Source organism: Streptosporangium sp. NPDC048047 (genome assembly GCF_040653115.1).
In the GTDB taxonomy this organism is placed as follows: Bacteria; Actinomycetota; Actinomycetes; order Streptosporangiales; family Streptosporangiaceae; genus Streptosporangium.
In genome coordinates this window covers 77,657-101,972 of sequence record NZ_JBEZNH010000018.1, presented here as the reverse complement: position 1 = coordinate 101,972, position 24,316 = coordinate 77,657, and the positions used below count along the sequence as shown (strand labels likewise).

At 74.1% G+C, this 24,316-nt stretch carries 20 protein-coding genes; 12 read left to right on the top strand and 8 right to left on the bottom strand.

The genetic code is table 11. The annotated features are described in order from the left end of the window. Window positions 1–9 precede the first annotated feature (9 nt). On the top strand, window positions 10–1,905 hold the full coding sequence (locus AB0D67_RS18165; RefSeq protein ID WP_362936295.1) for a S9 family peptidase: 1,896 nt from the start codon (window positions 10–12) through the stop codon (window positions 1,903–1,905). A gap of 121 nt (window positions 1,906–2,026) precedes the next feature. On the opposite strand, the gene AB0D67_RS18160 is transcribed toward AB0D67_RS18165, so the two are convergent. From AB0D67_RS18160 to AB0D67_RS18135, 6 genes are all read right to left on the bottom strand, one after another. Next, window positions 2,027–2,965: an MBL fold metallo-hydrolase gene (locus AB0D67_RS18160; protein WP_362936292.1), complete on the bottom strand. Its 939-nt coding sequence runs from the start codon at window positions 2,963–2,965 to the stop codon at window positions 2,027–2,029. Further along, window positions 2,962–4,191, bottom strand: a complete 1,230-nt coding sequence (locus AB0D67_RS18155) for a Cmx/CmrA family chloramphenicol efflux MFS transporter (RefSeq protein WP_362936289.1) — start codon at window positions 4,189–4,191, stop codon at window positions 2,962–2,964. Before AB0D67_RS18155 ends, AB0D67_RS18160 begins: the two co-directional genes overlap by 4 nt. Before the next feature lie 479 nt (window positions 4,192–4,670). Then, complete coding sequence (locus AB0D67_RS18150) at window positions 4,671–5,420, bottom strand: ZIP family zinc transporter (RefSeq protein ID WP_362936286.1); 750 nt, start codon at window positions 5,418–5,420, stop codon at window positions 4,671–4,673. Between the two features lie 175 nt (window positions 5,421–5,595). Continuing rightward, window positions 5,596–6,585, bottom strand: a complete 990-nt coding sequence (locus tag AB0D67_RS18145) for an FAD:protein FMN transferase (protein ID WP_362936283.1) — start codon at window positions 6,583–6,585, stop codon at window positions 5,596–5,598. Continuing rightward, window positions 6,582–7,193, bottom strand: a complete 612-nt coding sequence (locus tag AB0D67_RS18140; RefSeq protein WP_362936280.1) for an FMN-binding protein — start codon at window positions 7,191–7,193, stop codon at window positions 6,582–6,584. Before AB0D67_RS18140 ends, AB0D67_RS18145 begins: the two co-directional genes overlap by 4 nt. A gap of 140 nt (window positions 7,194–7,333) precedes the next feature. Beyond that, window positions 7,334–8,713, bottom strand: coding sequence for a ferredoxin reductase family protein (locus AB0D67_RS18135; protein ID WP_362936277.1), 1,380 nt, complete (start codon window positions 8,711–8,713; stop codon window positions 7,334–7,336). A gap of 149 nt (window positions 8,714–8,862) precedes the next feature. Between AB0D67_RS18135 and AB0D67_RS18130 the strand changes: the two genes are divergently transcribed. After that, on the top strand, window positions 8,863–9,627 hold the full coding sequence (locus AB0D67_RS18130; protein ID WP_362936274.1) for a response regulator transcription factor: 765 nt from the start codon (window positions 8,863–8,865) through the stop codon (window positions 9,625–9,627). Window positions 9,628–9,665: 38 nt separating this feature from the next. Continuing rightward, window positions 9,666–11,159: a HAMP domain-containing sensor histidine kinase gene (locus AB0D67_RS18125; RefSeq protein ID WP_362936272.1), complete on the top strand. Its 1,494-nt coding sequence runs from the start codon at window positions 9,666–9,668 to the stop codon at window positions 11,157–11,159. An 85-nt stretch (window positions 11,160–11,244) separates the two neighbouring features. On the opposite strand, the gene AB0D67_RS18120 is transcribed toward AB0D67_RS18125, so the two are convergent. Next, complete coding sequence (locus AB0D67_RS18120; protein ID WP_362936269.1) at window positions 11,245–14,424, bottom strand: chondroitinase family polysaccharide lyase; 3,180 nt, start codon at window positions 14,422–14,424, stop codon at window positions 11,245–11,247. A gap of 354 nt (window positions 14,425–14,778) precedes the next feature. Here AB0D67_RS18120 and AB0D67_RS18115 point away from each other — a divergent pair, with 354 nt between their 5' ends. The 5 genes from AB0D67_RS18115 to AB0D67_RS18095 all read left to right on the top strand — a co-directional run bounded on the left by AB0D67_RS18115 (window position 14,779) and on the right by AB0D67_RS18095 (window position 20,585). Then, on the top strand, window positions 14,779–15,873 hold the full coding sequence (locus AB0D67_RS18115; protein WP_362936266.1) for a substrate-binding domain-containing protein: 1,095 nt from the start codon (window positions 14,779–14,781) through the stop codon (window positions 15,871–15,873). Further along, window positions 15,866–17,038 carry a Gfo/Idh/MocA family oxidoreductase gene (locus AB0D67_RS18110; protein WP_362936263.1) on the top strand — a complete coding sequence of 391 codons (1,173 nt, stop codon included), beginning with the start codon at window positions 15,866–15,868 and terminating at the stop codon, window positions 17,036–17,038. Before AB0D67_RS18115 ends, AB0D67_RS18110 begins: the two co-directional genes overlap by 8 nt. Then, window positions 17,035–17,838: a sugar phosphate isomerase/epimerase gene (locus tag AB0D67_RS18105; RefSeq protein WP_362936260.1), complete on the top strand. Its 804-nt coding sequence runs from the start codon at window positions 17,035–17,037 to the stop codon at window positions 17,836–17,838. The genes AB0D67_RS18110 and AB0D67_RS18105 overlap by 4 nt, the downstream gene beginning before the upstream one ends. A 286-nt stretch (window positions 17,839–18,124) precedes the next feature. Then, window positions 18,125–19,162 carry a hypothetical protein gene (locus AB0D67_RS18100; RefSeq protein ID WP_362936257.1) on the top strand — a complete coding sequence of 346 codons (1,038 nt, stop codon included), beginning with the start codon at window positions 18,125–18,127 and terminating at the stop codon, window positions 19,160–19,162. Window positions 19,163–19,331: 169 nt separating this feature from the next. Next, on the top strand, window positions 19,332–20,585 hold the full coding sequence (locus tag AB0D67_RS18095; protein ID WP_362936253.1) for a hypothetical protein: 1,254 nt from the start codon (window positions 19,332–19,334) through the stop codon (window positions 20,583–20,585). Window positions 20,586–20,625: 40 nt separating this feature from the next. On the opposite strand, the gene AB0D67_RS18090 is transcribed toward AB0D67_RS18095, so the two are convergent. Continuing rightward, window positions 20,626–21,432: a ferritin-like domain-containing protein gene (locus tag AB0D67_RS18090; protein WP_362936250.1), complete on the bottom strand. Its 807-nt coding sequence runs from the start codon at window positions 21,430–21,432 to the stop codon at window positions 20,626–20,628. A gap of 213 nt (window positions 21,433–21,645) precedes the next feature. Here AB0D67_RS18090 and AB0D67_RS18085 point away from each other — a divergent pair, with 213 nt between their 5' ends. From AB0D67_RS18085 to AB0D67_RS18070, 4 genes are all read left to right on the top strand, one after another. Next, window positions 21,646–22,113 carry a hypothetical protein gene (locus AB0D67_RS18085; protein ID WP_362936247.1) on the top strand — a complete coding sequence of 156 codons (468 nt, stop codon included), beginning with the start codon at window positions 21,646–21,648 and terminating at the stop codon, window positions 22,111–22,113. Window positions 22,114–22,200: 87 nt separating this feature from the next. After that, window positions 22,201–22,749: a GNAT family N-acetyltransferase gene (locus AB0D67_RS18080; protein WP_362936244.1), complete on the top strand. Its 549-nt coding sequence runs from the start codon at window positions 22,201–22,203 to the stop codon at window positions 22,747–22,749. Window positions 22,750–22,930: 181 nt separating this feature from the next. Beyond that, entirely contained in the window at window positions 22,931–23,140 is a 210-nt protein-coding gene (locus tag AB0D67_RS18075; RefSeq protein ID WP_362936241.1) for a dihydrofolate reductase family protein, read from the top strand. Between the two features lie 266 nt (window positions 23,141–23,406). Then, window positions 23,407–24,291, top strand: coding sequence for a DUF2268 domain-containing putative Zn-dependent protease (locus AB0D67_RS18070; RefSeq protein ID WP_362936238.1), 885 nt, complete (start codon window positions 23,407–23,409; stop codon window positions 24,289–24,291). Window positions 24,292–24,316: the final 25 nt, after the last annotated feature.

Here is a 24,316-nt window from a genome sequence, read left to right as displayed (position 1 = left end):
TCCCAGGTCATGCGCCTTGACGACCTCGCCCTGCTGCACGTCCCCGGAAGCATCACCATGCACGACGACCTCCTCCTGGTCGACGTCGCCCGCCCCGACATGGGGGCCAACGCCTACCGCGGAGGCCTGTGGCGGGTGCCTCAGGACGGCCCGCCCGTCCCCTTCACCCACGGCGACCTCGACACCGCCCCCCGCGTCTCCCCCGACGGCGCCTGGGTGGCCTTCCTGCGGGCGAAGGAGGGCGGCCGGCCGCAGCTGTACGTGATGCCCGCCCGCGGTGGCGAGCCGCGCCCGGTCACCGACCTGCCGCTCGGCGCCGGCGCGCCGGTCTGGGCCCCCGACTCCCGCCGGATCGCGTTCGCCGCGCGGGCCCCGGAGGAGGGCCGCTACGGCACCGAGGAGGGCGTGGACGCCGCCGCCGAGGCGCCGCGCCGCATCACCGGCCTGAACTACCGGCGCGACGGCGTGGGCTTCACCTTCGACCGGCGCTCGGCGCTGTTCGTGGTCAACGCCCTCGCCGACATCCCCCAGCCGGTGCGCCTGACCGACGGCCCGTACGACGTCGACACCCCCGCCTGGACCCCCGACGGCGAGCACGTGCTGGTCTCCGCGCCCCGCGACCTCGACGGCGACAGCCTGCACACCGACCTGTACGCGGTCCCGGCGGCGGGGGGCGCGCCCGCCCTCGTGGTGCGCAGCGAGGGCGGCGCGGACCACCCCGTGGCGCTGCCCGGCGGGGAGGTGCTCTACCTCGGCACCGCCTTCTCCGGCATCCACGCCGTCGCCCGCAACACCGGCCTCCACCGCGCCCCGCTGCGGATCGGCGGCGAACCGGCCACCGGGACGCGCATGACCGAGGAGGAGTCCGTCGACTGCGAGGCGCTGGAGCCCGTACCGGTCGAGGACGGCGTCCTGGTGGCGGTGCGCACGCGCGGCGCCACCGAGCTGCTGCTCGTCCCGGCGACCGCCGAGGACATGCCGCTGGAGAAGCTCGGCCGGGTGCTCGGCGAGCGGGCGGCCGTCAAGGCGTTCACCGCGCACGGCGGGCGGATCGTCGCGGTGGTCTCCACGCCCGAGTGCCCCGGCGAGGTGGTCACCCCCGAGGGCAGGCTCGCCGAGTTCTCCGGGCCGCTGGCCGGGATGCGCCCGCTCCAGGAGATCACCGCGGTGGCGCCCGACGGCTACCCGGTGCACGGCTGGCTCGTCCTGCCCGAGGGCGAGGGGCCGCACCCGGTCCTGCTGAACGTGCACGGCGGACCCTTCCACCACCACAGCTGGGGTTTCTTCGACGAGACCCAGGTCTACGCCGGCGCCGGGTACGCGGTGGTCCTGCCCAACCCGCGCGGTTCGGGCGGGTACGGCCAGGCCCACGGCCAGGCGGTCGTCGGCGCCTTCGGCACCGTGGACGTCGACGACGTCCTCGCCCTGCTGGACGCGGCGCTGGAGCGGCCCGAGTGCGACGCCGACCGGGTGGGCGTGATGGGCGGCTCCTACGGCGGGTTCATGACGAGCTGGCTGGCCGCCCACCACGGGGAGCGGTTCAGGGCCGCCTGGAGCGAGCGGGCGGTCAACGCCTGGGACTCCTTCACCGGCTCCTCCGACATCGGCTGGTTCTTCGCCGACGCCTACTGCGGCCCCGACCCCGAGGTCCAGCGCGCGATGAGCCCGCTCCACCACGCCGACAAGATCAGCATCCCGTTCGCCGTGGTCCACTCCGAGGAGGACTGGCGCTGCCCCGTCGAGCAGGCCCAGCGGATGTACGTCGCCCTGCGCCGCAACGGCGTCCCGGCGGAGTTCCTGCTCTTCCCCGGCGAGGGCCACGAGCTCACCCGCAGCGGCCGTCCCCGGCACCGCCTGCAGCGGTTCGAGGCCGTCCTCGAATGGTGGTCGCGTCACCTGGCGTAGGCCGTCGCGGGGTGACCCCGCGTCCCCGGGGCGGGCCCACCGGCCCGGGGACGCGGGGCGGGTCGCGGGCCGGTGTCACCGGAGAGGACACCGGGCTCCGCGGCCCCGGGGACGCGAGCGGTCAGGCCAGGCAGGTCAGCGGCCGGCCGCCGTTGTAGGCGAGCATGTCCGTCATCGCGGCGGTGAGGTCGATCGGCTCGCCCCGGGGCAGGCCGTCCAGCTCGGCGTAGGCCCGGTGCAGGTTGCCGACGATCCGCTCGGGGTCGAGCAGCCCGCCGTACTCGCCGAGGTCGGTCTCCCGCGCCGCCTCCAGCGGCGTCAGGCCCGCCGAACGGCCCAGCTCGGCGGTGGCCATCACGAACCGCAGGTAGTCCCGCACCCGGCCGATCACCTCCGGGCCGCACACGTCGCCGTGCCCCGGCACGATCGTCCGCGCGCCCAGCTTCTCCAGCTCGTCCAGCGTCTCGATGGCCCCCGTCACCGACCCCATCATCACGAACGGCGTGCCCCCGTTGAACACCAGGTCGCCGGCGAACAGCAGCGACCGCTCGGGGATCCACACGATCGAGTCGTTGGTGGTGTGCGCGGGACGGCCGACGTGGCGGACCTCGCAGCGCAGCTCGTCGGAGTACAGGGTGACGCCGTCGGCGTAGGTCAGGAAGGGCGGGCTGACCTCCGACCGGCCCCAGTCGACCGCCGTCCAGGCCATCGTCCGGTACGCCGGGATCCCCTCGGCGAGGATCATCTCCCGGGTCCCTTCGTGCCCGACGATCGTCGCCTCGGGGAAGGCGAAGTTGCCGAAGGTGTGGTCGCCGTGGTGGTGGGTGTTGACCAGCGTCGTCACCGGCAGGGCGGTGACCGACCTGATCGCCTCGCGGTAGGCCAGGGTGCGCCGCTCGGTGGCGCAGGAGTCCACGCAGATCACCCCGTGCCGCCCGACGAGGAAGCCGGTGTTGTTGATCCACCAGCTTCCGTCGGGCTGGATGTAGGCGTGGACGCCGTCGGAGACCTCCTCGACGCGGGCGGAGGGCAGCGGATGGTCGTGGCGCGATGAGCTCATGACGGGGATTCTCCGCCCTGGCGCGCCCGGAGACCACGAAGATCGCCGGAATCGTCCCGGCCGGGCGACCCGCCGCCGGCCCGGAGGCGCCGTACGGCCCAGGCGGCGCCCGCCGTGACGAACGCCAGCGCCACGAGCAGCGCGCTCGCCCCCAGCGGGGACCGGTAGCCGAGGCCCGCGCCGATGGCGGCGCCGCCCAGCACGGGACCCGCGGCCGCGCCCACGTTGAGGGCGGCGGTCGCGAACGCGCCGCCCAGGGAGGGCGCCTCGACGGCCTCGTAGAGCACCCGGGTGATCAGTGTGGAGCCGACGGCGAAGGACAGCGCGCCCTGGACGAAGACGAGCGCGAACGCCCAGGCCGCCTCGTCCGCGGTCGCCATGAGCAGCGACCAGCCGCCCAGCAGGGCCACGCCGCCGGGCACCAGCAGCCGCGCCGGCCGCTCGTCCGACATGCGGCCTCCGGCGGTCACCCCGGCGAACGACCCCAGGCCGAACAGCGCCAGGAAGACCGGGACCCACCCCGGCCCGAACCCGCCGACGTCGGTGACCAGCGGAGCCAGATAGGTGAAGGCGCAGAAGGTCGCGCCGTTCACGAGCGCGGCAAGCGACAGGGTCACCAGCAGCCGGGGACGGCGCAGCGCCCGCAGTTCCCGCCGCGCGCCGGGCGCGGCCGCGTCCGCCGGCGCCGCCGGGACCGAGCGCAGGATCGCGAAGACGGCCGGCACCGAGACGGCGGCCACCGCCCAGAACGCCGAGCGCCAGCCCCACGCCTGGCCGAGCACCGCGCCGGCGGGCACCCCCGCGACGCACGCGAGGGTGACGCCGCCCAGCAGGACCGCGGTGGCGCGGCCCTTGGCGGCGGGCCCGGCCAGGTCCGCCGCCGTCGCGAGGCCCACGGCCAGGAACCCGGCGTTGGCCAGCGCCGCGACGACCCGGGTGGCCAGCAGGACGCCGAAGTCGGTGGTGACCGCTCCGGCGACGTGCACGAGCGTGAAGACGACCAGGAAGACGAGCAGCGCCCGCCGTCTCGGCCACCGCAGGCTGAGGACGGCCGTCAGCGGCGCGCCGACGATCATCCCTGCGGCGAAGGCCGAGGTCAGCGTTCCGGCGGCCGGGACGGAGACCCCGAGGTCGTCGGCGATCTCGGGGATGAGCCCCGACAGCATGAACTCGGACGTCCCCTGGGCGAAGACCGCCAGCCCGAGCATGTAGATGACGATTGGCATACGAGAACTCACAACCGTTTCGTGGTTGGAATGTCCGGGGTCACTCGGGGCGGCTTCGGAGCCGTTCCGGAGTGGTTCCGGAACGGCTCCGAGGCGGCTTCGAGACGACTCCGGGGTGATGAGGACGCGGAGAGCCGCCGCGACGGCCACGGCCGGCGCCGCTCGGAGCGGCGAGGCGGCCGGGCGCGCGGGGACACCGCGTGGAGGAACCCGGAAGGGCCCGGAAGGACGCTCGGGCAGGGGGCATCACCGCGCGTGACCGCGACGGTGGTTACGGCGATGCGGAACCCGGAGGGGAAAGCCCGTACGGCGGAGGCTCAGCGGCGGATACGGCGGGGAAGCGCGGCGTCTCGGACGCGACGGCGCTTCGGCACGGGATCACGGTCGGCCACCGAACAACCGGTGGCTAGCGTCTTGACGCCTCGGGGCTTGACATGGACCGCATCCTAACCACGCCGTGGACGCCCCGTCCACCGGCGTCAGAGGCGTTCGATGACGAAGGCGGTGAGGAAGCCGACGGTGGTGATGAGCCCGGTGAGGACGTGGGTGCGCTCGAACGCCTCGGGGATCATGGTGTCGGCGATCATGGCGAGGATGGCTCCGGCGGCGACTGCGGTGATGACCGCGATGAGGGCCGGGGAGGCGCTCTGCAGGGTGAGGTAGCCGACGCAGGCCGCCGCGGCGCTGGCAAGCGCGATGCCGCCCCAGACGCCGAAGACGTACCGCGCGCCGCGGCCGGCCCGCTTCATGCCCGCGGCGCTGGAGAGTCCCTCGGGGACGTTGGAGATGAAGATCGCGGCCAGCACCGCGACGCCGACCTCGCCGCCGTGCAGCAGCGACAGGCCGAGGACGACGGACTCGGGGATGCCGTCGAGCAGGGCCCCGATGGCGATGGCGGCGCCGCTGCCCGGCGACCCGCTCTCGCCCGCCTGCTGGTCCCCGGAGCGCTTGCGGTGCCGGGCGCCGTGCCGGGACAGCAGGGCGTTGGCCGCGACGTAGGCCACCGCCCCGGCGAGGAACCCGCTCATGGCCGGGACCAGCCCCCCGGAGCGTTCGGCCTCGTCGACGAGGTCGAACGCGAGCGCGGAGATCAGCACTCCCGCCCCGAAGGCCATGATCGAGGCGATCACCTTGGGCGGCACCCGTACCGTCCAGGCGATCGCCGCCCCGATGACCAGGGCGCCTCCGGCGACCAGCCCCCACAGTCCCGCCTCGGCCCACTGCGGCACGGTGTCCCCTCCGTCCCCGCACCGGCCGGGCGCCGGCGCGTCCTCGCATCGGGGTCGCTACCCGGCCGCCGGCGGAGATACCGCCCGGCCGCCGAACACCCCCGCCCGGCACGGCGGGCCGCATGGACCCCTGTACGGCGGGCGACACGGGTCACCGTACGGCAGGCGGCGCGGGTCACCGTACGGCGGGCGGCGCGGGGCCCGGGAAGCCCGGGGTGCGCCAGGTGCCGCCGGAGGCGGTGACCGCGAACGCCTCCACCCCGTCGAGGCCCTCCACCCATTCGCGGGCCGCGCCGCCCATGGCGAAGGCGGCCGTGGCGTAGGCGTCGACCAGGGTCAGGCTCTCGCCCACCAGGGTGACGGAGACCAGCCCTGCGGCGGGGCGGCCGGTGCGCGGGTCGACGATGTGCGCGCCGCGTTCGGCCGTGCCGGAGGTCGCCACGGCGAGCCCGCTCACCGTGACGTCCGTGAGGCCGTTCCCCACGGAACCCGTGAGACCGCTCGCCGGTGGGCCCATGACACCGGCCGGGGAGTCGCTGCCGGTGACGACGGTGGCGAGTTCGCCGGAGCGCAGCGGGTGGGCGACGCCGACCCGCCACGGGCGGCCGGGCGCGGCCGTACCGGCGAGCTGGACGTCGCCGCCGCCGTTCACACAGTGGTTCACCGCGCCCGCCCGGGTGAGGATGCGCGACGCCCGCTCGATCGCCCAGCCCTTCACCAGGCCGGAGGGGTCGAGGCGGCCCCCGGGCCGTGCCGTGAAGTATCCACGGGAGGTCTCGGCCACCGCCTCGCACAGGCCGAGGACCTCGGCGACCTCCGGCGGGCAGTCGGCCGGGCCGATCTCCCCGCGGTCCAGGCGGCTGACGAAGCTGCCGGGCCGGTAGGTCGAGAAGACCTCGTCGACCCGGCGCAGCCACGCCACGGCCTCGGCGACGGCTTCCCCGGCGGTTCCCGCGTCCCCGGCGCCGTACGGGGGCCGTACGTCGAAGGAGAAGACCGTGCCCATCATGTGCTCGACGTGCCGGACCGCCGCCGAGCGCTCCCCGGCGGAGTCACCCGGGTGCGCGCCGGGGGTGGCGTGCGGGCCGCCGGGGAGGAAGACGCGCCGGTCCCCGGCCCGGGGAGCCGTGGCCGGGACGCCGGGACGGCGCGGGCCGGTCGTCACAGGCCCGCCTTGTCCAGGGCGCTCTGCAGCGAGCGGATGTAGCCGTCGCTGGTGTAGGTGGCGCCCGAGACGGTGTCGATGTCGGCGGACTGCGCCGAGAGCGCCGCCTCGTTGAGGATCGGCAGCGCCTCGTCGTTGATCGCGATGTCGCGGTGGTTGCCCATCGGCGCCTGGAGCACCTTGATCCCGGCCATCTTCCCGCCGGAGAGCACCAGTTCCACCTGCACCGGGCCCCAGCGGGTGTCGGCCGCGTCGCCGGCCACCGTCCTGTCGCCGGCGGCGGCCCCGGCGGTGGCGCCCGGCCCGGTCCAGGAGCCCTGGTCCGCCGAGGTCCGGCCGTTCCCGCCGCCCTCTCCGCCCCGGTCGCCGCCGAAACCGTCGTCGTCGTCATCGCCGCCGAACCGGCCGAAGCCGCCCGGCGACCGGCGGGACCCGCCGTCCGTGTCGCCTCCGGTTCCGGAACCGGAGGAGCCGGCGCCGGTTCCGGAGCCGTCGCGCGACACCGCGGCGGGCCGCTGGGCGGTCGTCGCCACCTCGTGGGGTTTGAACGACAGGAGGAGGACCAGGCCGACGGCGGTGGCGAGGACCGCCGCGATCGCTCTGCGCATATGTGTTCCTTAGTGGTGTGACGTGCTTCGGGACGGCTTCGGGATATGCCGGGTGCTTCGGGACGGCTTCGGCGACCCGGTGCTCGGAAGCGGCTTCGGGACGCGCCGGGTGATTCGGATCCGCTTCGGCGGCCCGGCGCTCAGAACTCGAACGCCTCGTGGTGGATGTGCCGCTTCGGCACCCCGGCGGCGCGCAGCGCCGACACCACCTCGGCGGTCAGACCGGCGGGCCCGCAGACGTAGACCTCGTGGCCGGGGAGGTCCGGGACGAGCCCGCGGAGCCTGGCGGGCGCGAACGCGTCGCCGATCCCGCTCCGGGGACCGAGGCAGGAGTGCATCACCGCGCCGCGGCGGGCGGCGATCTCCTCTAGCTCCGCGCGGAACACCAGGTCGCCGGGGGTCCGGGCACGGTAGAGGAGGGTCAGGTCGCCGGGGGCCGCCGGGATCGACTCGAACAGCGCGCGCACCGGGGTGATGCCCACTCCCCCGGCGACGAGCAGCACCTTGCGCCTGCGGCGGCGGGACGCGGTGAACGCCCCGTAGGGGCCCTCGGCCACCACGCGGGTGCCGGGGCGCAGCCGGGCGATCCGGCGGCTCTGGTCGCCGAGGTCCTTGACGGTGATCCGCAGCCCGTCGCCGGTGGGCGGGGCCGACAGCGAGTAGGGGTTGGGCGACCACCACAGGTCCCGGGTCAGGAACCGCCACCGGAAGAACTGGCCGGGTTCGGCCCGCAACCGGTCCAGGTTCCGCCCGGTGACGTGGACGGAGACGACCCCGGGGGCCTCGGGCGTGATCCGGGCGACCCGGAGGCGGTGCCGGAACGCCTGCCGTACCGGGGTGAGGAAGCGGTACCACAGGAGCAGCGCGGCGACGGAGAGGTACAGGGCGTACCAGGCGGCCCGGACAGGGGCCGACCCGATGAACTCCTCTCCGGTGGCGAGCTGGTGCCCGAACGCCAGCCAGGCCGCGAGGTAGGTGTAGAAGTGCAGGTGGAACCAGGTCTCGTAGCGCATCCTGGGCCGGACGGCGCGGGCGGAGACGACGCCGACGCCGACCAGGAGCAGCAGCGCCACGGTGGCCTTGAGCATGTCCGGGTAGGTGAGGTTCAGCGTCACCGTCTCGCTGACCACGTCGGTGCCCTCGGTCACCGCGTAGCCCCAGGTGATCAGCAGCGCGTGCGCGACCGCCAGCCCGACGACGTAGCGGCCGCCCATGGAGTGCCAGCGGGCCAGCTTGTCGGACCCGACCCCCCGTTCCAGGGCGGGGACGCGGGCCATCAGCGCCAGCAGCACCGCGATCGCGTACCCGGCGAGCAGGCCGGTGACGCGGCCCGCCTCGGTCAGCCAGCCGTCCAGGCCGGCGACGGCGGGCGTGTTCACCCACCACAGGACCAGTACGGCGAGCGTCCCGGCGGCGATGGCCGCCAGGACGGCCTCCGGACGCGCGCGGACGCCTCCGGCGGGGACGGCCCGGGGTGGTCCGGCGGCGGTCCGGCCCGTTCCGGCGAAGGTGGTGGCCACGGATGTGTCTCCTCTCGTCGAGCGTGATCCACCGTGCCCCCGGAACCTCTCGTTTTCCTCTGAACCCGTCCATACGCTGACGATTCATAGGATTCTCATAGGCGGGTCAGAGGATCCGCACGGACGACGGGGAGGACCCTGGTACCACCATGCACGCGACCTCCCATGACCCCGCCTCCGGCGGTCTCCCCTCGTCCGGCGGCTCTCCCGCGCTCCTGAGACCCGACGGCGCCCCCGTCCGCGTCCTCGTCGTCGACGACGAGCCCGACCTGGTCGAGGTGCTCTGCGCCGTCCTGCGCCGCGAGGGCTGGGAGGTGCGCGGCGCCACCGGCGGCGCGGCCGCGGTGGCCGCCGCCCGCGGGTTCCGTCCCGACGCGGTGCTGCTCGACGTCATGCTGCCCGACATCGACGGCCTGGAGGTGCTGCGCCGGCTGCGCGCGGAGTCGCCGCACGTGTGCGTGCTGTTCCTGACCGCCAGGGACGCCGTGGAGGACCGGGTGGCCGGGATCACCGCGGGCGGGGACGACTACGTGACCAAGCCGTTCAGCCTGGAGGAGGTCCTGGCCCGGCTGCGCGGCCTGCTGCGCCGCGCCGGCATGGCGCGGGTCTCAGCCGAGGGCGACCGGCTGGCCGTGGGAGACCTGGTGATGGACGAGGACGCGCGCGAGGTGACCCGGAGCGGGGAACTGATCGAGCTGACGCCGACCGAGTTCGAGCTGCTGCGCCTCCTCATGCTCAACCCGCGCCGGGTGCTCAGCAAGGCGCGGATCCTCGACGAGGTCTGGTCCTACGACTTCGGCGGCCAGGCGCACGTCGTGGAGCTGTACATCAGCTACCTGCGCAAGAAGATCGACGCGGGCCGCCCGCCGCTGATCCACACCGTGCGGGGCGTGGGATACGTGCTGCGGCCATGAGACTCCGTCCGGCGCGCGCCGCGGCCGTGAGGCTCCCCGTGCCGCACACCATCCGGGCCCGGCTGGTCGCCGGGGTGCTGGTGCTGATCACGCTGGTCTGCGCCGGGGTCGGCGCGGTGACCTCCCTGGCGATGGAGCGGTTCATGGTGAACCGCCTCGACCAGCAGCTGTCGGTGACGGTCGGCAGGTTCGCCGCCACCCTGGAGCACCGCAGGGAACGCGGCGGCTACGGCGGGTACGGCGACAGCCGCGGGCAACCCCCCGGCACGCTGGGCGTCCGCCTGGTGGACGGCCGGATGACCGACGCCGCCGTGGTCGTGCCGGGCGAGGACGACCCGCGGCCCGGCCGGGGCCTGTCTGCCGACGACGCGACCGTCCTGGCGTCGGTGCCCAGGGACGGCCACGGCCACAGCGTGGAGCTGTCGGCGCTGGACGACTACCGCGTCATGGCCGTCGACGGCGAGGACGGCGACGTCCTGGTCAACGGCCTGCCGATGGAGGACGTCAACGCCATGGTGCACCGCCTGCAGTTCATCGAGATCGTGATGTACGCCGCCGCCATGGTCTTCGCCGGGGTGGCGGGCACGGTCTGGGTACGGCTGTCGCTGCGCCCGCTGGAGCGGGTGGCGGCCACGGCCCGGCGGGTCAGCACGCTCCCGCTGTCCAGTGGCGAGGTGGCGCTGCCCGACCGGGTTCCGGACGAGGACCCGCGGACCGAGGTGGGCCAGGTCGGGGCGGCGTTCAACCGCATGCTGGGCCACGTCGGCGAGGCCCTCGCCCGGCGGCACGCCAGCGAGCAGCGGATGCGGACGTTCGCCGCGGACGCCAGCCACGAGCTGCGCACCCCCCTGGCGACCGTACGGGCCCACGCCGAGCTGGCCCGGCGCGACCCGGGCGAGGTGTCGCCGGAGGTGCGGCACTCGCTGGAGCGGATCGACGCCGAGTCCTCCCGGATGGGCAAGCTCGTCGACGACCTGCTGCTGCTGGCCAGGCTCGACGCGGGCAGGCCGCTGGCCCGCGACCCGGTGGACCTGACGCGCGTGGTGATCGACGCGACCGGCGACGCGCGGGTCTCCGCGCCGGGTCACCGCTGGCGGCTGGAGCTCCCGGAGGAGCCGGTCACGATCGTCGGCGACGCCGACCGGATCCACCAGGTCGTCGCCAACCTGCTGGGCAACGCGCGCTCGCACACCCCGCCGGGCACCACGGTCACCGTGTCGGTCCGCGCCGTCCCGTCCGCGCCCGGCTCGGAAGGATCCGGCGGCCCCGGCGGCTCCGGCCCCGATCCCGGGCGGGTCGAGCTGACCGTGGCCGACGACGGGCCGGGCATCCCGGAGGAGATCCGGGACGACCTGTTCGAGCGGTTCGTCCGGGCCGACAAGGCGCGCTCCCGCGCCTCGGGCGGCACGGGCCTGGGCCTGGCCATCGTCAGGGCCGTGGTCACCGCGCACGGCGGGACCGCCGGCGTGGACAGCCGGCCGGGCCGTACGGTCTTCCGCGTCCTGCTGCCCGCCGGGACCGACCCCGCCTGACCGGCGTCCGTGATCCCCCTCCCCGATCCGGCCCGGGGTGATCGACGAACGCCGTCGCGCTCCGCGCGGCCCTGCCCGGCCCCGGTCAGGCCCGGCGCAGACGCACCTGCACCGGCTGGCCGTCGACGGTCTCGAACCGCACCGCGGTCGCCTCGCCCCGCACCCGCGCCTCGCACGGCTGGTCACCGTCGGCGCGCCAGCGTCCCCGCAGCGTCACCCGCATCAGGTGCGGGTGGCTCGGGCTGGTCAGCCAGGGCCGCGACCAGGGGCTGTAGTGGCCGACGTACCGGCCGCGCTCGTACTGGTCGGGGTCGATCCCGCCGTAGAGCCGCAGGTCGGGGTCGCACACCGCCAGTGTCAGCCCGTCGTCCCCGTCGGCCCTGACGAGCACCATGGAGGGCGTGTCCACCTCGCGCACGGGCCCCTCGCCGTCCCCCAGCGGCCTGAAGACCGCGTAGCCGGTGATCCCGGTGGCCCGGTCGCGCACCACGTGCGCGGTCGTGTCGGCGCGCAGCACGGTGTACGGCGCGGCCTCCGGGTCGTCCATCGCGGCGGCGAAGGCGGCCATCCGCTCGGGGGTGGCGCCGATGACCATCGCGTACTCGTACCTCGCGTCGCGGGGTGAGACGCCGTGCCTGATCCAGGCGGTGGCGAAGTCGCCGGTGGTCGGGGCCTCGGTCGCGTTGTCGCGGGAGGTCTGGGCCGAGCGGGTCAGGCCGATCCGCTGCCCGGGGGCCAGGTGGTAGCCGATGCCCTTGTCGTCCAGCAGCCAGCGCGGCGCGGCGTCCGGGGCCGCCGTGTGGGGGAAGGCCGTGACGGGTTCGGCGGCGCCGACGTGGGTGGGGTCCGTCCGGGCGGCCAGGTGGGTCTGGAAGAGCGTGGTCTCGGTCTCGTGCCGGGAGTCGTTGCCGATGCCGGTGCCGACGGCCACGATCCGGTCGTCGAACAGGAAGACCGACTTCAGCGCGCGGTGCGAGCCCTCGTACTTGGGGTGCTCGCGCAGTTCCATGGCGAACATGCCGTCGCGGCCGTCGATGGTGTGCGCCCCGCCGAACCGGGAGTCGGTGAGCAGCATCTCCTCGATGGCCCCGGTCAGGTCGCCCTTCAGCTCGTCCAGCGGCAGGTGCACGGTCGTGGCGCCGGGCCGGCGGTTCCAGTCCCAGCCCTGCTGGACGTAGCCGCTGGCGGCGTTGCCGACGGGGTCGCCCCGGTGCAGCACCTGGATCTGCCCGTAGGTGTTGTAGCGGCCGTACCAGTTGGCGCCCTCGTAGATCTCGGTGCTCCACAGGTACCGGTTGTGCCCGCGCACCGTGACCTGCCACTCGTCGCGCCGGTGGACGGCCAGGGCCGCGTAGTTGATCGCCCAGTTGCCGGTGGGGGCGGCCTCGGCGGTGACGCCGCGGGCGGCGAGCCGTTCGGCGACCTTCCGCTGCGCCGCGGTCGGCGCGGCGGGCAGCAGCCGCAGGAAGGCGGCGGCGAGTTCGGGGTCCACGTCGCCGGCCCCGCCGGGGGTGCCGGAGATCGCCATCCACTGGTACGGCGTCGGCGACAGGGCGGTCAGCCCGCTGGGGTTGCGCCCGCTGATGGAGATGGGCCAGTGGTTCCTGTTGGCGTAGACGCGCATGGCCAGCAGCGCCCGCTTGAGCCAGGCGTGCGGCTCGTCGGCGAGGCGGAAGGATCCGCCGCTGAGCACGTAGACCAGCGGGGCCAGCCCGGTGAAGCCGTCGCGCACGTAGTCGGGGAAGAAGCCGACGTGGTGGAAGACGGCCCCGTCCACCTTGAGGCCGTCCTGGATGCCCGCGGTGGGGAGCAGCGCCTGGTCCAGCCAGTCGAGCAGCGCCCGCAGCCAGGCCACGCGCTCGGCCTCGGTGTCGCGCAGCAGCGCGGCGGCGAGCATGCCGCGCAGGGTGGTGTTGAGGATGTCCATGACGCTGCAGTGGGCCTGGCGGTGCCTCCGGTCGCGGAAGACCCGGCCGAACCCGCACAGCCACGTCAGGTCCGCGCGGACCCCCTCGAACAGCCCGGCCTCCCGCAGGACGTCCCCCATCAGGTACACGGAGTCGTAGTAGCCCCGGACGTTGTAGCCGAGGTGGTGGACGGTGCCCTGGCAGCTCCCCCGCGTCCAGCCCTGGTCCCTCAGGTGGGCGATCATGCGGACGTAGAGGGCCGCGAGCGCCGTACGGTGCGCCGGTCCGGCCGAGGCGTGGGCCAGCGCCAGGTTCCGCATGAGGTCGGTGTAGGAGCCCAGCGCGACCGGGTCGATGAACGCCTTCAGCTCGGCGGCGATCCCGGCGGGGTGGATCTGCGTCTGGTAGGAGAAGACCGGGCGGCCCTTCCCGGTCGCGGTCGCCTCGGGCACGCCGTACGCGGTGACCTGGGCGGTGAGCGCGGCGACCGAGGCGTCGTCCACCTTCACCGGCGTCAGGAGGTACTCGTCCCGGTAGCGGGCGGTGAGGGCGCGCAGGGAGGCGGTCTCCCGCTCCGAGGGCGGGGAGGCGTCCATCGGGGCGCGGGCCAGCAACCGGTCGAACAGGTACAGCGCCTGCCAGTGCTGGGCGTCGTAGTCGTCGCCCTCGGCGGCGATGTCCGGCACCTGGGCGTCGCGGCAGGGGGCGTCGGGCCGCAGCGGCGCGTTCGGGATGAGCAGGTCGAGGTGGAGGACCCCGGCGCGGCGGGGCGCGATGATCCGCAGGGTGTCCATGCCGGGGTGCGGCCGGCCGCGCATGTCGTAGTCGTAACGCACCCAGGCCGTCCGCCAGCCGGTGAAGCCGAGCCGGAACTCGAACCAGGCGTCGGTGCGGTCGCCGCGGCCGAACTCGAAGCGGACCACGTCGTCCACCGGCGTCTCGTTGAAGATCCAGACGGAGAAGGCGTCCACGGTGCCCTGCCACGCCTGGTCGTCCAGCGGCCGGTAGGGGTCGGGGGCGAAACGCAGGGGCGCCCGGACGGTGACCGTGGAGCGGCCGCCGTGCTCCCAGCGGAGCGAGTGGTCCCCGCAGATCGAGGCCCGGTCGCTGATCGTGAGGGCCGAGCCCGGCCCGGCGGTGAACTGCGGCGGGACGGCGGTCTCCAGCAGGAAGACCGGCGGGTCCATGGCCAGGGCGCGCCGTTCCAGGTCCCCGGGGTCTCCGGAGACCCCGGGGACCCCGGGTACGGCGTCGCGGGCGGCCGCCCGGCCGGGCGTCGCGCCGGTGAGCGGGAGCACGGTTCCGGCCATGCCCGCCGCGCCGGCCCGGAGCGCGGTCCTGCGAGTGATCTCCACCACGGGTTCCTCCCTGGGATCGGACTGGCCGTATCCAATGGGAGGAAAAACAGATGAATAAAGAACTAATCGCCGACTTTTCCGGATTTGGCGTGGACCGCAGCCCGGTCACCCGGGATTTACCGGATTCCTCTTTGAATCATCCGTTGACTGCGACATGACTCCATGATCAAGATGCCGTCATCCCCCTCTCCCCTCCGAGGGGGCCCATGTCCTCCCCCCTCTCCTTCGAGGAAGGGGGCCGGATCCCGCAGGAGTACCCGTTGGACCACCCTCTCCCCCGCCGCCGGGCACCCGGCGGCCCCCCGTTCCGAAGACCGTCCGGCCCCGGCACCGCACCGGGCGGCGGGTGACGCCGTGCCCGACTCACGGGAGCTGAAGTTCCGCAAACTCGCCACCGACCTGCGCACCGCGATCCGCTCGGGCGTCTGGGCGGGCGGCGCGAAACTGCCCACCGAACAGGAGCTCGCCAGGGCGCACCGGGTCAGCCTCACCACCGTCCGCCGCGCGGTGGACGAACTCGTCGCCGAGGGGCTGGTGATCCGGCGGCAGGGCGCGGGAACCTTCGCGGTCCCCCGGACCATGACCGTCCACGGCGGGGCCGCGATGATCGGCGTGGTCGTGCCGGACACCGCCCTGTACTACCCCAAGGTGCTGGAGGGCGTCGAGGAGGTGCTGACCGCCGCCGGGGCGCGGCTGCTGCTGACCTGCTCCCGCTACCGGCCCGAGGAGGAGGCCGCCGCGCTGCGGCGCATGCTCGACTCCGGGGTGGACGGCCTCCTCGTCGTCCCCACCCTGCTGGGCAGCGCCGACCCCGCCGCGCTCGTCCGCCGCCTCGCCGCCCTGCCGGTGCCCACCGTGCTGATCGAGCGCGGCCTGGACGACGGCGACGACCCCAGCGAGCACGTCCGCACCGACCACGTGGCCGGGGCGTTCGCGGCCGTGCGCCACCTGGCCTCGCTCGGCCACACCCGCCTCGTCCTGCTGTCACGCTCGGGGAACCCCACCAGCGCCCCGGTCCGCCGGGGCTTCGCCGCCGCCGTGGCGGACCTCCGCCTGCGGGCCTCCGAGCCGTTCTCCGTCCCGTACGACGAGTGGAACCCCGGCGTCGCCGACGCGCAGGTGCGCCGGGTCGTGGCCGAGGGCGCCACGGCCGTCGTCTGCTTCGGCGACCGCGAGGCCATCATGGTGGTGTCCGCCGCCCGGCGGGCGGGCCTGGCCGTACCGGGCGACCTGGCCGTCGTCTCCTACGACGACGAGATCGCCGAACTGGCTGAGGTGCCGCTCACCGCCGTCTCCCCGCCCAAGCGGCATCTCGGCCGTCAGGCGGCCGAGCTCCTGCTCCGCCGCCTGGGCGAGCCCGACCTGCCCCGCCACCAGATACGGTTGCGCCCCGGCGTCGTCGTGCGCCGGTCGTGCGGCGCCTACCCGAGGGAGACCACCGATGACTGACCTCCGGCTGGGACTGGTCGGCGCGGGCGCCGTCGGCGTGCTGCACGCCGAGGCGGCGCCGCGGGTGCCCGGCGTGCGGGTGGGCGCGGTGTGCGACGTGGACCCGGAGGCCGCGCGCCGCGTCGCCGCGCCCCACGGCGCACCGGTGTACGCCGGCCACCGCGAGCTGATCTCCTCGGGCGAGGTGGACGCGGTGGTGGTCGCCACCCCGCACGCGCTGCACACCGAGATCGTGTGCGACGCGGCCGCCGCCGGGTTGCACGTCCTGGTGGAGAAGCCGATGGCCACCTCGCTCGCCGACTGCGACCTGATGATCGCCGCCTGCGCCGCCGCCGGGGTACGGCTGGCCGTCGGGCACGTCCAGCGCTTCCTGCCCGACAAGGCCGCGGCGATGGCGGCCCTGGAAGCCGGGGAGATCGGCGAACCGCTGATGGTGTCCGACCGGCGCGGCTCCGACTACCGGCCCGGTTCGCGGCCCGGCTGGTTCCTCGACCCCGAGCTGTCCGGCGGAGGGGTGCTCATCAACATCGGCGCGCACAGCGTGGACCGGCTGGTGTGGCTGTCCGGCCGGCGGGTCGAACGGGTGGAGGCCTCGCTGAGCAGCTCCCTGCCCACCACCCGCCCGGCCGCCGCCGGCTCCGGCTCCGGCTCCGCGAACGGCGCCGGTACGGCGCGCGGCACGGGCGCGGCGGACGGGCCGCCGGCCGGCCTCGCGGACGGCGCGCCGGGGTGTCCACCGGGCGTCCCCCCCGTGGAGACCGACGCGCTGGTCAGGCTGGCGCTGTCGGGCGGGCTGGCCGCGCAGATCACGGTGACCTCCACCGGCCCGCCCGCCCCGCACGACGAGGTCGTCGTCGTCGGTGAGCGCGGCACGCTGTCGATCTCCCCCCACACCGGTACGGCGCTGCACCGCGACGGCGTGACGACCTGGCTGCACCGGCCCGGCCCCGACGATGTTCCCGCGGCCTTCTCCGTCCAGCTCGCCGACTTCGCCGGGGCGGTGCGGACCGGCCGGGAACCGGCGGTCACCGGGACGCACGGGCGGCACGTCCTCGCGGTCGTGCTGGCGGCCTACGCCTCGGCGGCCCGCCGTACGCCGGTGCCGATCCCGGGGAGCACGGCCGGCGGACCCGGGGACGCGGTCCTCCGGGAGGGCGCGCGGTGAGGCTGTCCGTCAGCACGCTGGGCATGCCCGGCGCGGGCCTGCCCGAGGCGATCGAGACGGCGGCGGCGCACGGCTGCGCCGGGCTGGAGCTGCGGCTGCACCCCGACACCGGCGTCCACGCCGGCCTGCCCCGGAGGGCGGAACGGAACGGTCCGCCCTCCGGCCGGCCCGGGGTGCGGGCCGCGCTGGCCGCCGCCGGGCTGGAGATCTCCGCCCTGGCCGGATACACCGGCGTATGCGCGCCCGGGGACGACGGCCCGGTGGTCGAGGCGCTGGCGGCCGACCTGCTCCTCGCCGCCGACCTCGGGGCCCCCGCCGTACGGGTGTTCCCCAAAGGGGAGGACACGGCGGCCGGGGCACGGCGGCTCCGGACGGTCGCGGTCGAAGCGCGGCGGCTGGGCGTGCGGGTGCTGGTGGAGACGCACGACGCGCTGCCCACCGGCGCGGCCGTGGCGCGGCTGCTGGAGGCGGCCGGCGAGCCGGAGGCCACCGGCGCGATCTGGGACCTGCTCCACCCCTGGCGGCACGGCGAGGACCCGGCGGCCACCCTCACCGCCCTCGGTGATCACCTGGCCTACGTCCAGATCAAGGACGCCGCCCCCGACCTGACGCCGGTGCCGCTGGGCGAGGGGACGGTCCCGCTGGAGGAGGCGGGAAGGCTGCTGCGCGAGCGGGGATACGACGGCTGGGTGTCGCTGGAATGGGAACGGACGTGGTTCCCGCACATCGCCCCCGTGGAGACCGTGATCGCCGGAGCCGCGTCCTGGACCCGCCGCTTCTCCCCGCCCCCGGACCACTGACCCCGGCACGGTCGAAACCAGGGTTGGAGACCGTGATCGCATGCGGCGAACGCTGCCGGCGACGGCACAGAACACCTGAGCGGTCGCTGTGAGGCCGACAGCGTTCGCCGCATTCGATAACGCATTTCCGTTTCATCCATCTGACGATGACGTACTCGGCGAAGGAAAGACACGGTAAACGCCACGAACGCCCGTGCGCGGGGTTATGGTTCTCCCGGAAATCGGAAAAAGTCCCGGCGGGTGCTGGCAACACCCCCGGGACGTGGCACCGGAGGACATAACTCCAATGCGGGTTCAGCATAGCAAGATTGACGGCTCCTACACCCGGATACCCAACTCCGTTCTCAGGGATCGCCGTCTTTCCTTCACCGCCCGGGGCATCCTCGTCTTCCTGCTCTCCCTGCCCGAGGGGGCGCGGCAGGACGCCCACACCCTCGCCGACCAGCATCCCGGCCTGGGCCGACGCGGCGTCTCCAAGGCCCTGAACGAACTCGTCGCCTGCGGATACTACGTGCGCCGCACGATCCGCGACCCGGCGACCGGGCGGATCCGCACCGAGACGACCGTCTACGACACCCCGCAGCGTGACGTCGCACAGGCGACGCAGGTGACGCCGGTGACCGCCGTACCGGCCACCGGCACACCGGCCCCCGGTGCGGCGGTCACGTCCCCTGAAGGGGCTAATGACTGGGAAAAAGAAAAACCCCCTACCCCGGACAGGCCACCGGACATCAGGGCCGAAAACGATACGGACAATTGCCATTATTCGCCAAAAGCGGCAACAGGAAATGGTATATCGAAAATTCCGACTAATACGGTCAGCAGTGCGGTCATCGCGTCATTCCAGAACGTGGACGCCCGCCTCAGGGTGCGCACCGAGAACGCCCCGAAGGTGGCCGCGCTCGTCGACGAGTGGTTCGCACGCGGAGCCGACGCCGCCGCGATCCGGGCCGCCGTGACATCGGGGCTGCCCACCGGATTCCTGCGGTCTCCCGTAGGGATCATCCTGTACCGGCTGCGTACCAGGATGCCCGCGCCGGTGTCCGCCTCCGCACCCGTCGCCGCGCGCCCGGCCGCCGAATGCGACGACTGCGCGCGTCCCGTCAGATCACCCGGCCGATGTCCGTGGTGCGTCGCCGGGGGCGAGCGAGGACGGTCCGCGCCCGTCGCCGACGTGGCCCGTCACGTGACCGCCGCCCGTGAGTCGCTGGCGGCGCGGACCGGCCGCGGCGACCCGGCGGTACGGCAGGCGGTTCGTGTCCCCGCTCCCCGCCTGCCCGGCGGAGGCGAAGTGACCGGCGTCACACGGGCGCCCGACCGGTGACCCACGTGACCCACCGCGAGAACGGCGGCACGGTGATCGTGGCCCGCGCCGAGGCCGTATGCGGAAAACGCGGCGTACGTCCCGCCCCTCCAATATGATCTTGAGACTCCGCGGACCGCCCGGTGGACATCCCCAATGGTCCGGGCCGCATGCGCGAGAGAGGCATGGAATGGTCGCTTCGAACGGCTACGGGTACCGGCACGGCACGATGGCGCGCGCCGCCGTGGACCTGGACTCCATCGACGAGCAGCTGAACGACATCCGGCGGATCCTGGAGACGGAGTGCGCCCTGCCGGAGGGCGCGTTCGGGTGGGGGGCCGAGATGGGGCGGAGGTCGTACGAGAAGTACCGCAACGCCTGGCACGATGAGCTGGACTTCGCCGTCAAGGAGGGACGGCGGATCTCCGAACTCGCGGCCGAGACCGACAGGGGATACCTGAACGCGGAGAGCCCTCGGGTGCAGGAGCTCCTCTACACGGTCGGCTGGGCGCCCGACGCCTCGGGGCGTTTCAGGGAGCAGCCGTCCTCTCCGGCGGGACCGCCCGGCGACGCCGGCAGCGACAGCGACGGAAGCTGGCTGCACCGGGGACTGCTCGGCGCGGGCCTCCTGGGACTGGGCGTGGACTCCTGGGCGCTGAGGCGCTACCCCGAATGGCGACGGCTGACGCTGGAGTCGCGCCAGGCCCGCAAGGCGTCGCCCTACCTCCGCGCCAAGAACCCGATCGTCCGCGACGCCCTGGTGTCCGGCCGGTCCCCGGCGCCGCCGGGTCACACCTGGTACATCGACCGCAAGGGCGGAATGGTCGTCGTCAAGTCGCAGTCGGCGGTGCTCAGCAGATCGACGACCGGCGTCCTGCGCTTCGCGCGGCGGTTCTCGCTGATGGCATTGACCGCAGGGGTCGTCTGGGAGCTACTGGCCGTCCCGTCCGACGCCGACCTCAACCGGGCGGCGCTCGGGTGGGATGAGATCGCCCGCAGGGCCAGGCAGATCTTCGGCAGTGACCTGGCCGCCATCCACGAGCTCGCCGCGGGCGACTGGAGCGGTGCGGCCAGGAACGTCGCCGACGAGCGGATCTTCTCCTTCATCAGGGGCGGGATAGACCTGGCCGACTTCGCCTCCGACATGGCCGCCCGCCTGAACGGCCTCATCGAACAGCTCAACGCGCTGCACAAGGCGGCGTACTGGACGGCGTCCGTCACGGCGGCCGCCCTGGCGGCCCACGCCGTCCTCTCATTCACCCCCGCCGGACGGCTGATCGCGCGGTTCCTCGGATCCCAGTTGACGACGATGGTGATGTTCATGATCAACATTGCCCCCGTGCTGGCGGCCTCGGCGTTCGCCGGCGGACTGAAGGAGGCGTTCTACGAGCGCACCTTCCCCGCCGGCCGGGACCCGCACCGGCTCCGGTTCGGCTGGCTCTGACCGCCTCACCGCCTGAAGGGCGGAACCTCCGCGCCGGAGTTCACGGTGCCCCAGGCAGGCCGCCCGGACGGGGAACCGGAACCCGATGGCTTCCGGCCGGTGGCACCGGACCCCTCCGGCGGGGTCTGCCTCCGGCCCCGAACACCTCCCCGGTCACGGTGGCGAACAGGCCGGTGACGTCGGCGGCGAAGGCCGTCCTCGTCACCCCGAGGCGGCGCAGGGCCGGCCCGTGGTCCCAGACGACGACGGCGCACGCGCCCAGCGTCAGCGTCCACCAGGCCAGGCGCGCGGCCACCCGGACCGCCCCCGGCAGGGGCCGGAACGACTCGCGCAGTCGATCGCGGTGGAACGGCACGTGGCGCAGCTCGTCGGCCAGGATCCGCCCGGCCACGTCCGAGGCGAGCCGGTCCCGGCTCCCGTCGCGCACCGCCCGGTAGTACCGGAGGGCGACCACCTCCGCGACCATCAGCACCATCAGCTCCAGCCGGAGCCCCAGCACGCGGCGCAGCCGTACGAAGACGACGTCGCTCCAGTGGCCGGCGATGGTCGGGGCGCCGGCGGCGGCGAGCAGCGCCGCCAGCATCCGCGCGTGGTCGCGCTCCTCGGCGACGAACAGGCGCACCGCCTCGGCGTACACCTCGTCGCCCGCCTCCGCCGCCTTGGCCGTCAGGTTCGCGCCGTCGCCGTCCTCGCCGACCTGGAAGCGCTGCAGGCTGCGCAGCATCCATCGGTCGAGGCGAGCGCCCCGCGCCCAGTCGGGGTCTCCGTCACGCTCGCGCCGTACGGCCTCGGCCCGGAAATCCCGCAGCCATCCCTCGAACCCCTGCTCTTCCCGCCCGCCTCGCATGACCGCAACCTAGGACAGGAGTGTGCAGAAACGGCGGCCCCCGGGTGAAGAGTCAGACGAGGGGCCGCCGGGGACGTGCACCGGATCTCCACATCGCGTGCACGGGGACGCCACGGGTCTCTGCTTCGATCCTCCCCGGGGGCCCGCCCGGCAGGGGACGGTCCTCTCCCCGGAGCCGATGGGGCAACGGCGAGGAAGGCGGGACCTCACGCGGTGAAAACCTCCCCGGTCTCCATCGTCCTGGTGGCCGCCCTCGTCGCGGGGGCCGCGGTCGTGCTCTGGCCGTTCGCCTGGATCGCGCTGTACTACGGATGTCAGGCCGATGAGGATCGCCTCGCCGCCGCCCTGGCCGCCCACCCGATCCTCACCGCGCACCCCGTCGCCGCGGAACCCCGGGGAAGACCCCACGCGGAGTGCGAGAACGACGACGCGATCCCGTACGCCGACCAGACCTACCGGTTCCGGGGGGCATGGGGCGAGGTGGCGTCCTTCTACCGGGAGGCGGCGGCGAAGGGCCGCTGGAGGCCGTACGGCGGGGGCGACGGCTCGGCGGGGCTGTGCTTCACCAGGACCACCGGCGGGCTGGAGCTGGGACTCTTCGTCTCCCGCCCTCCGGAAGGGGACGCGGGCGAGTACACCGTGACGGTGAGCGCGGCCACCGGCTGGCTGTGCGGCTCCTGAGGCGTACTCGCGCTCGCGGCGGTCAGATCGCCTCGGACGGATCATTCGGGCGGTACGGCCGCTCGCGGCAGGCCCTAGCGTTGGTCCATGTCCGAAATGCCATCACGGGTCGAACTGCGCCCGCTCACCCTCTCCGACCAGGACGAGTTCTGCTCGCTCGTGCGGGCCAGCGCCGGGCTGCACCGGCCGTGGATGCGGCTGCCCGCGACCGCGGAGGAGTTCCGGACCTGGATGCGCCGCTTCGACGACGGCGTCAACCTGGGCTTCCTGATCCGGGTCCGGGAGAGCGGCGCGGCCGCCGGCATGGTCAACATCAACTCGATCATCCGGGGCCGCTACCAGGGCGCGTCCCTCGGCTACGCGGCCTTCGCCCCGTCGGCCGGTCGGGGATACATGACCGAGGGGCTCACCGCCGTCCTGCGGCACGCCTTCACCGAACTGCGGCTCCACCGGCTGGAGGCCAACATCCAGCCGGCGAACGAGGCGTCCCTGGCCCTGGCGCGGCGCCTGGGCTTCCGCTACGAAGGGCTGTCTCCCGCCTACCTCTACATCGACGGGGCCTGGCGCGACCATGAACGCTGGTCCGTCACGGCACCGGACCCCTGGACGCCGGACTCCTCCCTCCCGGAGGTCTGAGCCACACGGCGCCGCCGGTGAGAACACGTCCCAGCCGATGGCGGCCCCGGCGTGATCCCCTGGGACGGAACGGATTCCTCCCGAGGAGCCCCGCGCCGTCGATCCGGCGGCCCGCCGTTCGTGTAGTGGGTGAGAGCCGGGACCACTCCCGGCGGACGACCACGGGACGGAGGAGAACCTGGTGGTGTTCGGCAGCGGGGTGCTGGTCAGGTCGCTGATGCCGCGCGGCCTCGTCGACGAGCTCGTCCTGCTGATCCACCCGCTGACGCTGGGATCGGGCCGCCGGCTGTTCCCCGGCTCGGGCCCGGACCTCTCCGCGTTCCGGCTGGTCGAGTCCGCGACGACCGGCACCGGCGTGATCATCGCCGTCTACCGGCCCGCCGGGGACTGACCGCGCGGAGGCGGTCCTCACTCCCCGGTTCCGCGGCAGGCGCCCCGCCTCCCCGGAGGATCCCCGTACGCCCCAGACGGCGTGGACGGTGGCGAGGAGCGTCAGTGAGCCCAGGGACCAGGCGGACAGGAGGAACCCATAGAGCACGTCACTGCTGGTGACCCGGCGGAGGTGGAAGACGCCCGCGACGCCTTCGCCGGTCGCGCCTCAGGGGAGGGAATCTCCGGTTTGACCTTGACGCTGCGTCAACTTCTAGCATCGCGGCCATGTCGATCACCGTTCTTGACACCTACTCCGCAATGAAGCGGATCCTCCTGGCCCCGAGCGCGAAGCGCGCCGGCCTGCTGCGTTCGATGCTGGAGGCCAACAGGGGCATGTACCGTCACCACCCCGGCGAACTCGACCTGGTCGCGGTGCACTTCCAATCGTCCGGGTTCCCCATCGACCGCGACGAGGAGCGTTGCCTCGACGCGCTCGAAACCCTGGCGGCGGCCGGGGCCTGGGAGCGGATGCAACGCGCGCTCGACGACGCTCTGACCGTACTGCTGGAGGCGACGCCGGGACTGGAGGCCCCGGACATCACCGTGCTGTTCGTCCTCGGCGATCCGGCTGACAAGCACTTCATGGGTCCCTGCCTGGGATTGACCGGGTTCGGCGGCATCTCGGGCAACATCGCCATCACGCTCTGGCCCTTCCCCGAGAACATGGAGCGGCTGGAGGCCACCGTCGTGCACGAACTCAACCACAACCTGCGATGGAGTCCGGGCGGGGTGGTGTGGGACCCGATGACCGTCACGGTCGGCGAGCACATCGTCGGCGAGGGCCTGGCCGACGCCTTCGCCCGCCAGCTCTACGGGGACGAGCTCGGCCCCGCCCGCATCGGCGTGCCGCACCTGCACGACGACGAGGTCTTCGCCAAGGTCCTCACCGGGCTCGACGTGACGGGCATGCACAACTTCACCGCCTGGGTGCATGGCGACCCCGGCGCCGAGCACCTCGGTGTCACCCCGGTGGGACTGCCGATGGGCGCCGGGTACGCCGCGGGCAACCGGCTGGTCGACACCTACCTGGCGGCGACCGGGCAGACGGCGGCGCAGGCCCTGCACGCCGACAGCTCGGAGATCATCGCCGCCACGCTCCGTCACGGGTGACAGCGGGCGGCGGACGGTGACAGCG

Coding starts and splice junctions, on each gene's coding strand:
- AB0D67_RS18165 (WP_362936295.1), top strand. CDS start 10: ATGCGCCTTGACGACCTCGCCCTGCTGCACGTCCCCGGAAGCATCACC.
- AB0D67_RS18160 (WP_362936292.1), bottom strand. CDS start 2,965: ATGAGCTCATCGCGCCACGACCATCCGCTGCCCTCCGCCCGCGTCGAG.
- AB0D67_RS18155 (WP_362936289.1), bottom strand. CDS start 4,191: ATGCCAATCGTCATCTACATGCTCGGGCTGGCGGTCTTCGCCCAGGGG.
- AB0D67_RS18140 (WP_362936280.1), bottom strand. CDS start 7,193: ATGCGCAGAGCGATCGCGGCGGTCCTCGCCACCGCCGTCGGCCTGGTC.
- AB0D67_RS18130 (WP_362936274.1), top strand. CDS start 8,863: ATGCACGCGACCTCCCATGACCCCGCCTCCGGCGGTCTCCCCTCGTCC.
- AB0D67_RS18110 (WP_362936263.1), top strand. CDS start 15,866: ATGACTGACCTCCGGCTGGGACTGGTCGGCGCGGGCGCCGTCGGCGTG.
- AB0D67_RS18100 (WP_362936257.1), top strand. CDS start 18,125: ATGCGGGTTCAGCATAGCAAGATTGACGGCTCCTACACCCGGATACCC.
- AB0D67_RS18095 (WP_362936253.1), top strand. CDS start 19,332: ATGGTCGCTTCGAACGGCTACGGGTACCGGCACGGCACGATGGCGCGC.
- AB0D67_RS18090 (WP_362936250.1), bottom strand. CDS start 21,432: ATGCGAGGCGGGCGGGAAGAGCAGGGGTTCGAGGGATGGCTGCGGGAT.
- AB0D67_RS18080 (WP_362936244.1), top strand. CDS start 22,201: ATGTCCGAAATGCCATCACGGGTCGAACTGCGCCCGCTCACCCTCTCC.
- AB0D67_RS18070 (WP_362936238.1), top strand. CDS start 23,407: ATGTCGATCACCGTTCTTGACACCTACTCCGCAATGAAGCGGATCCTC.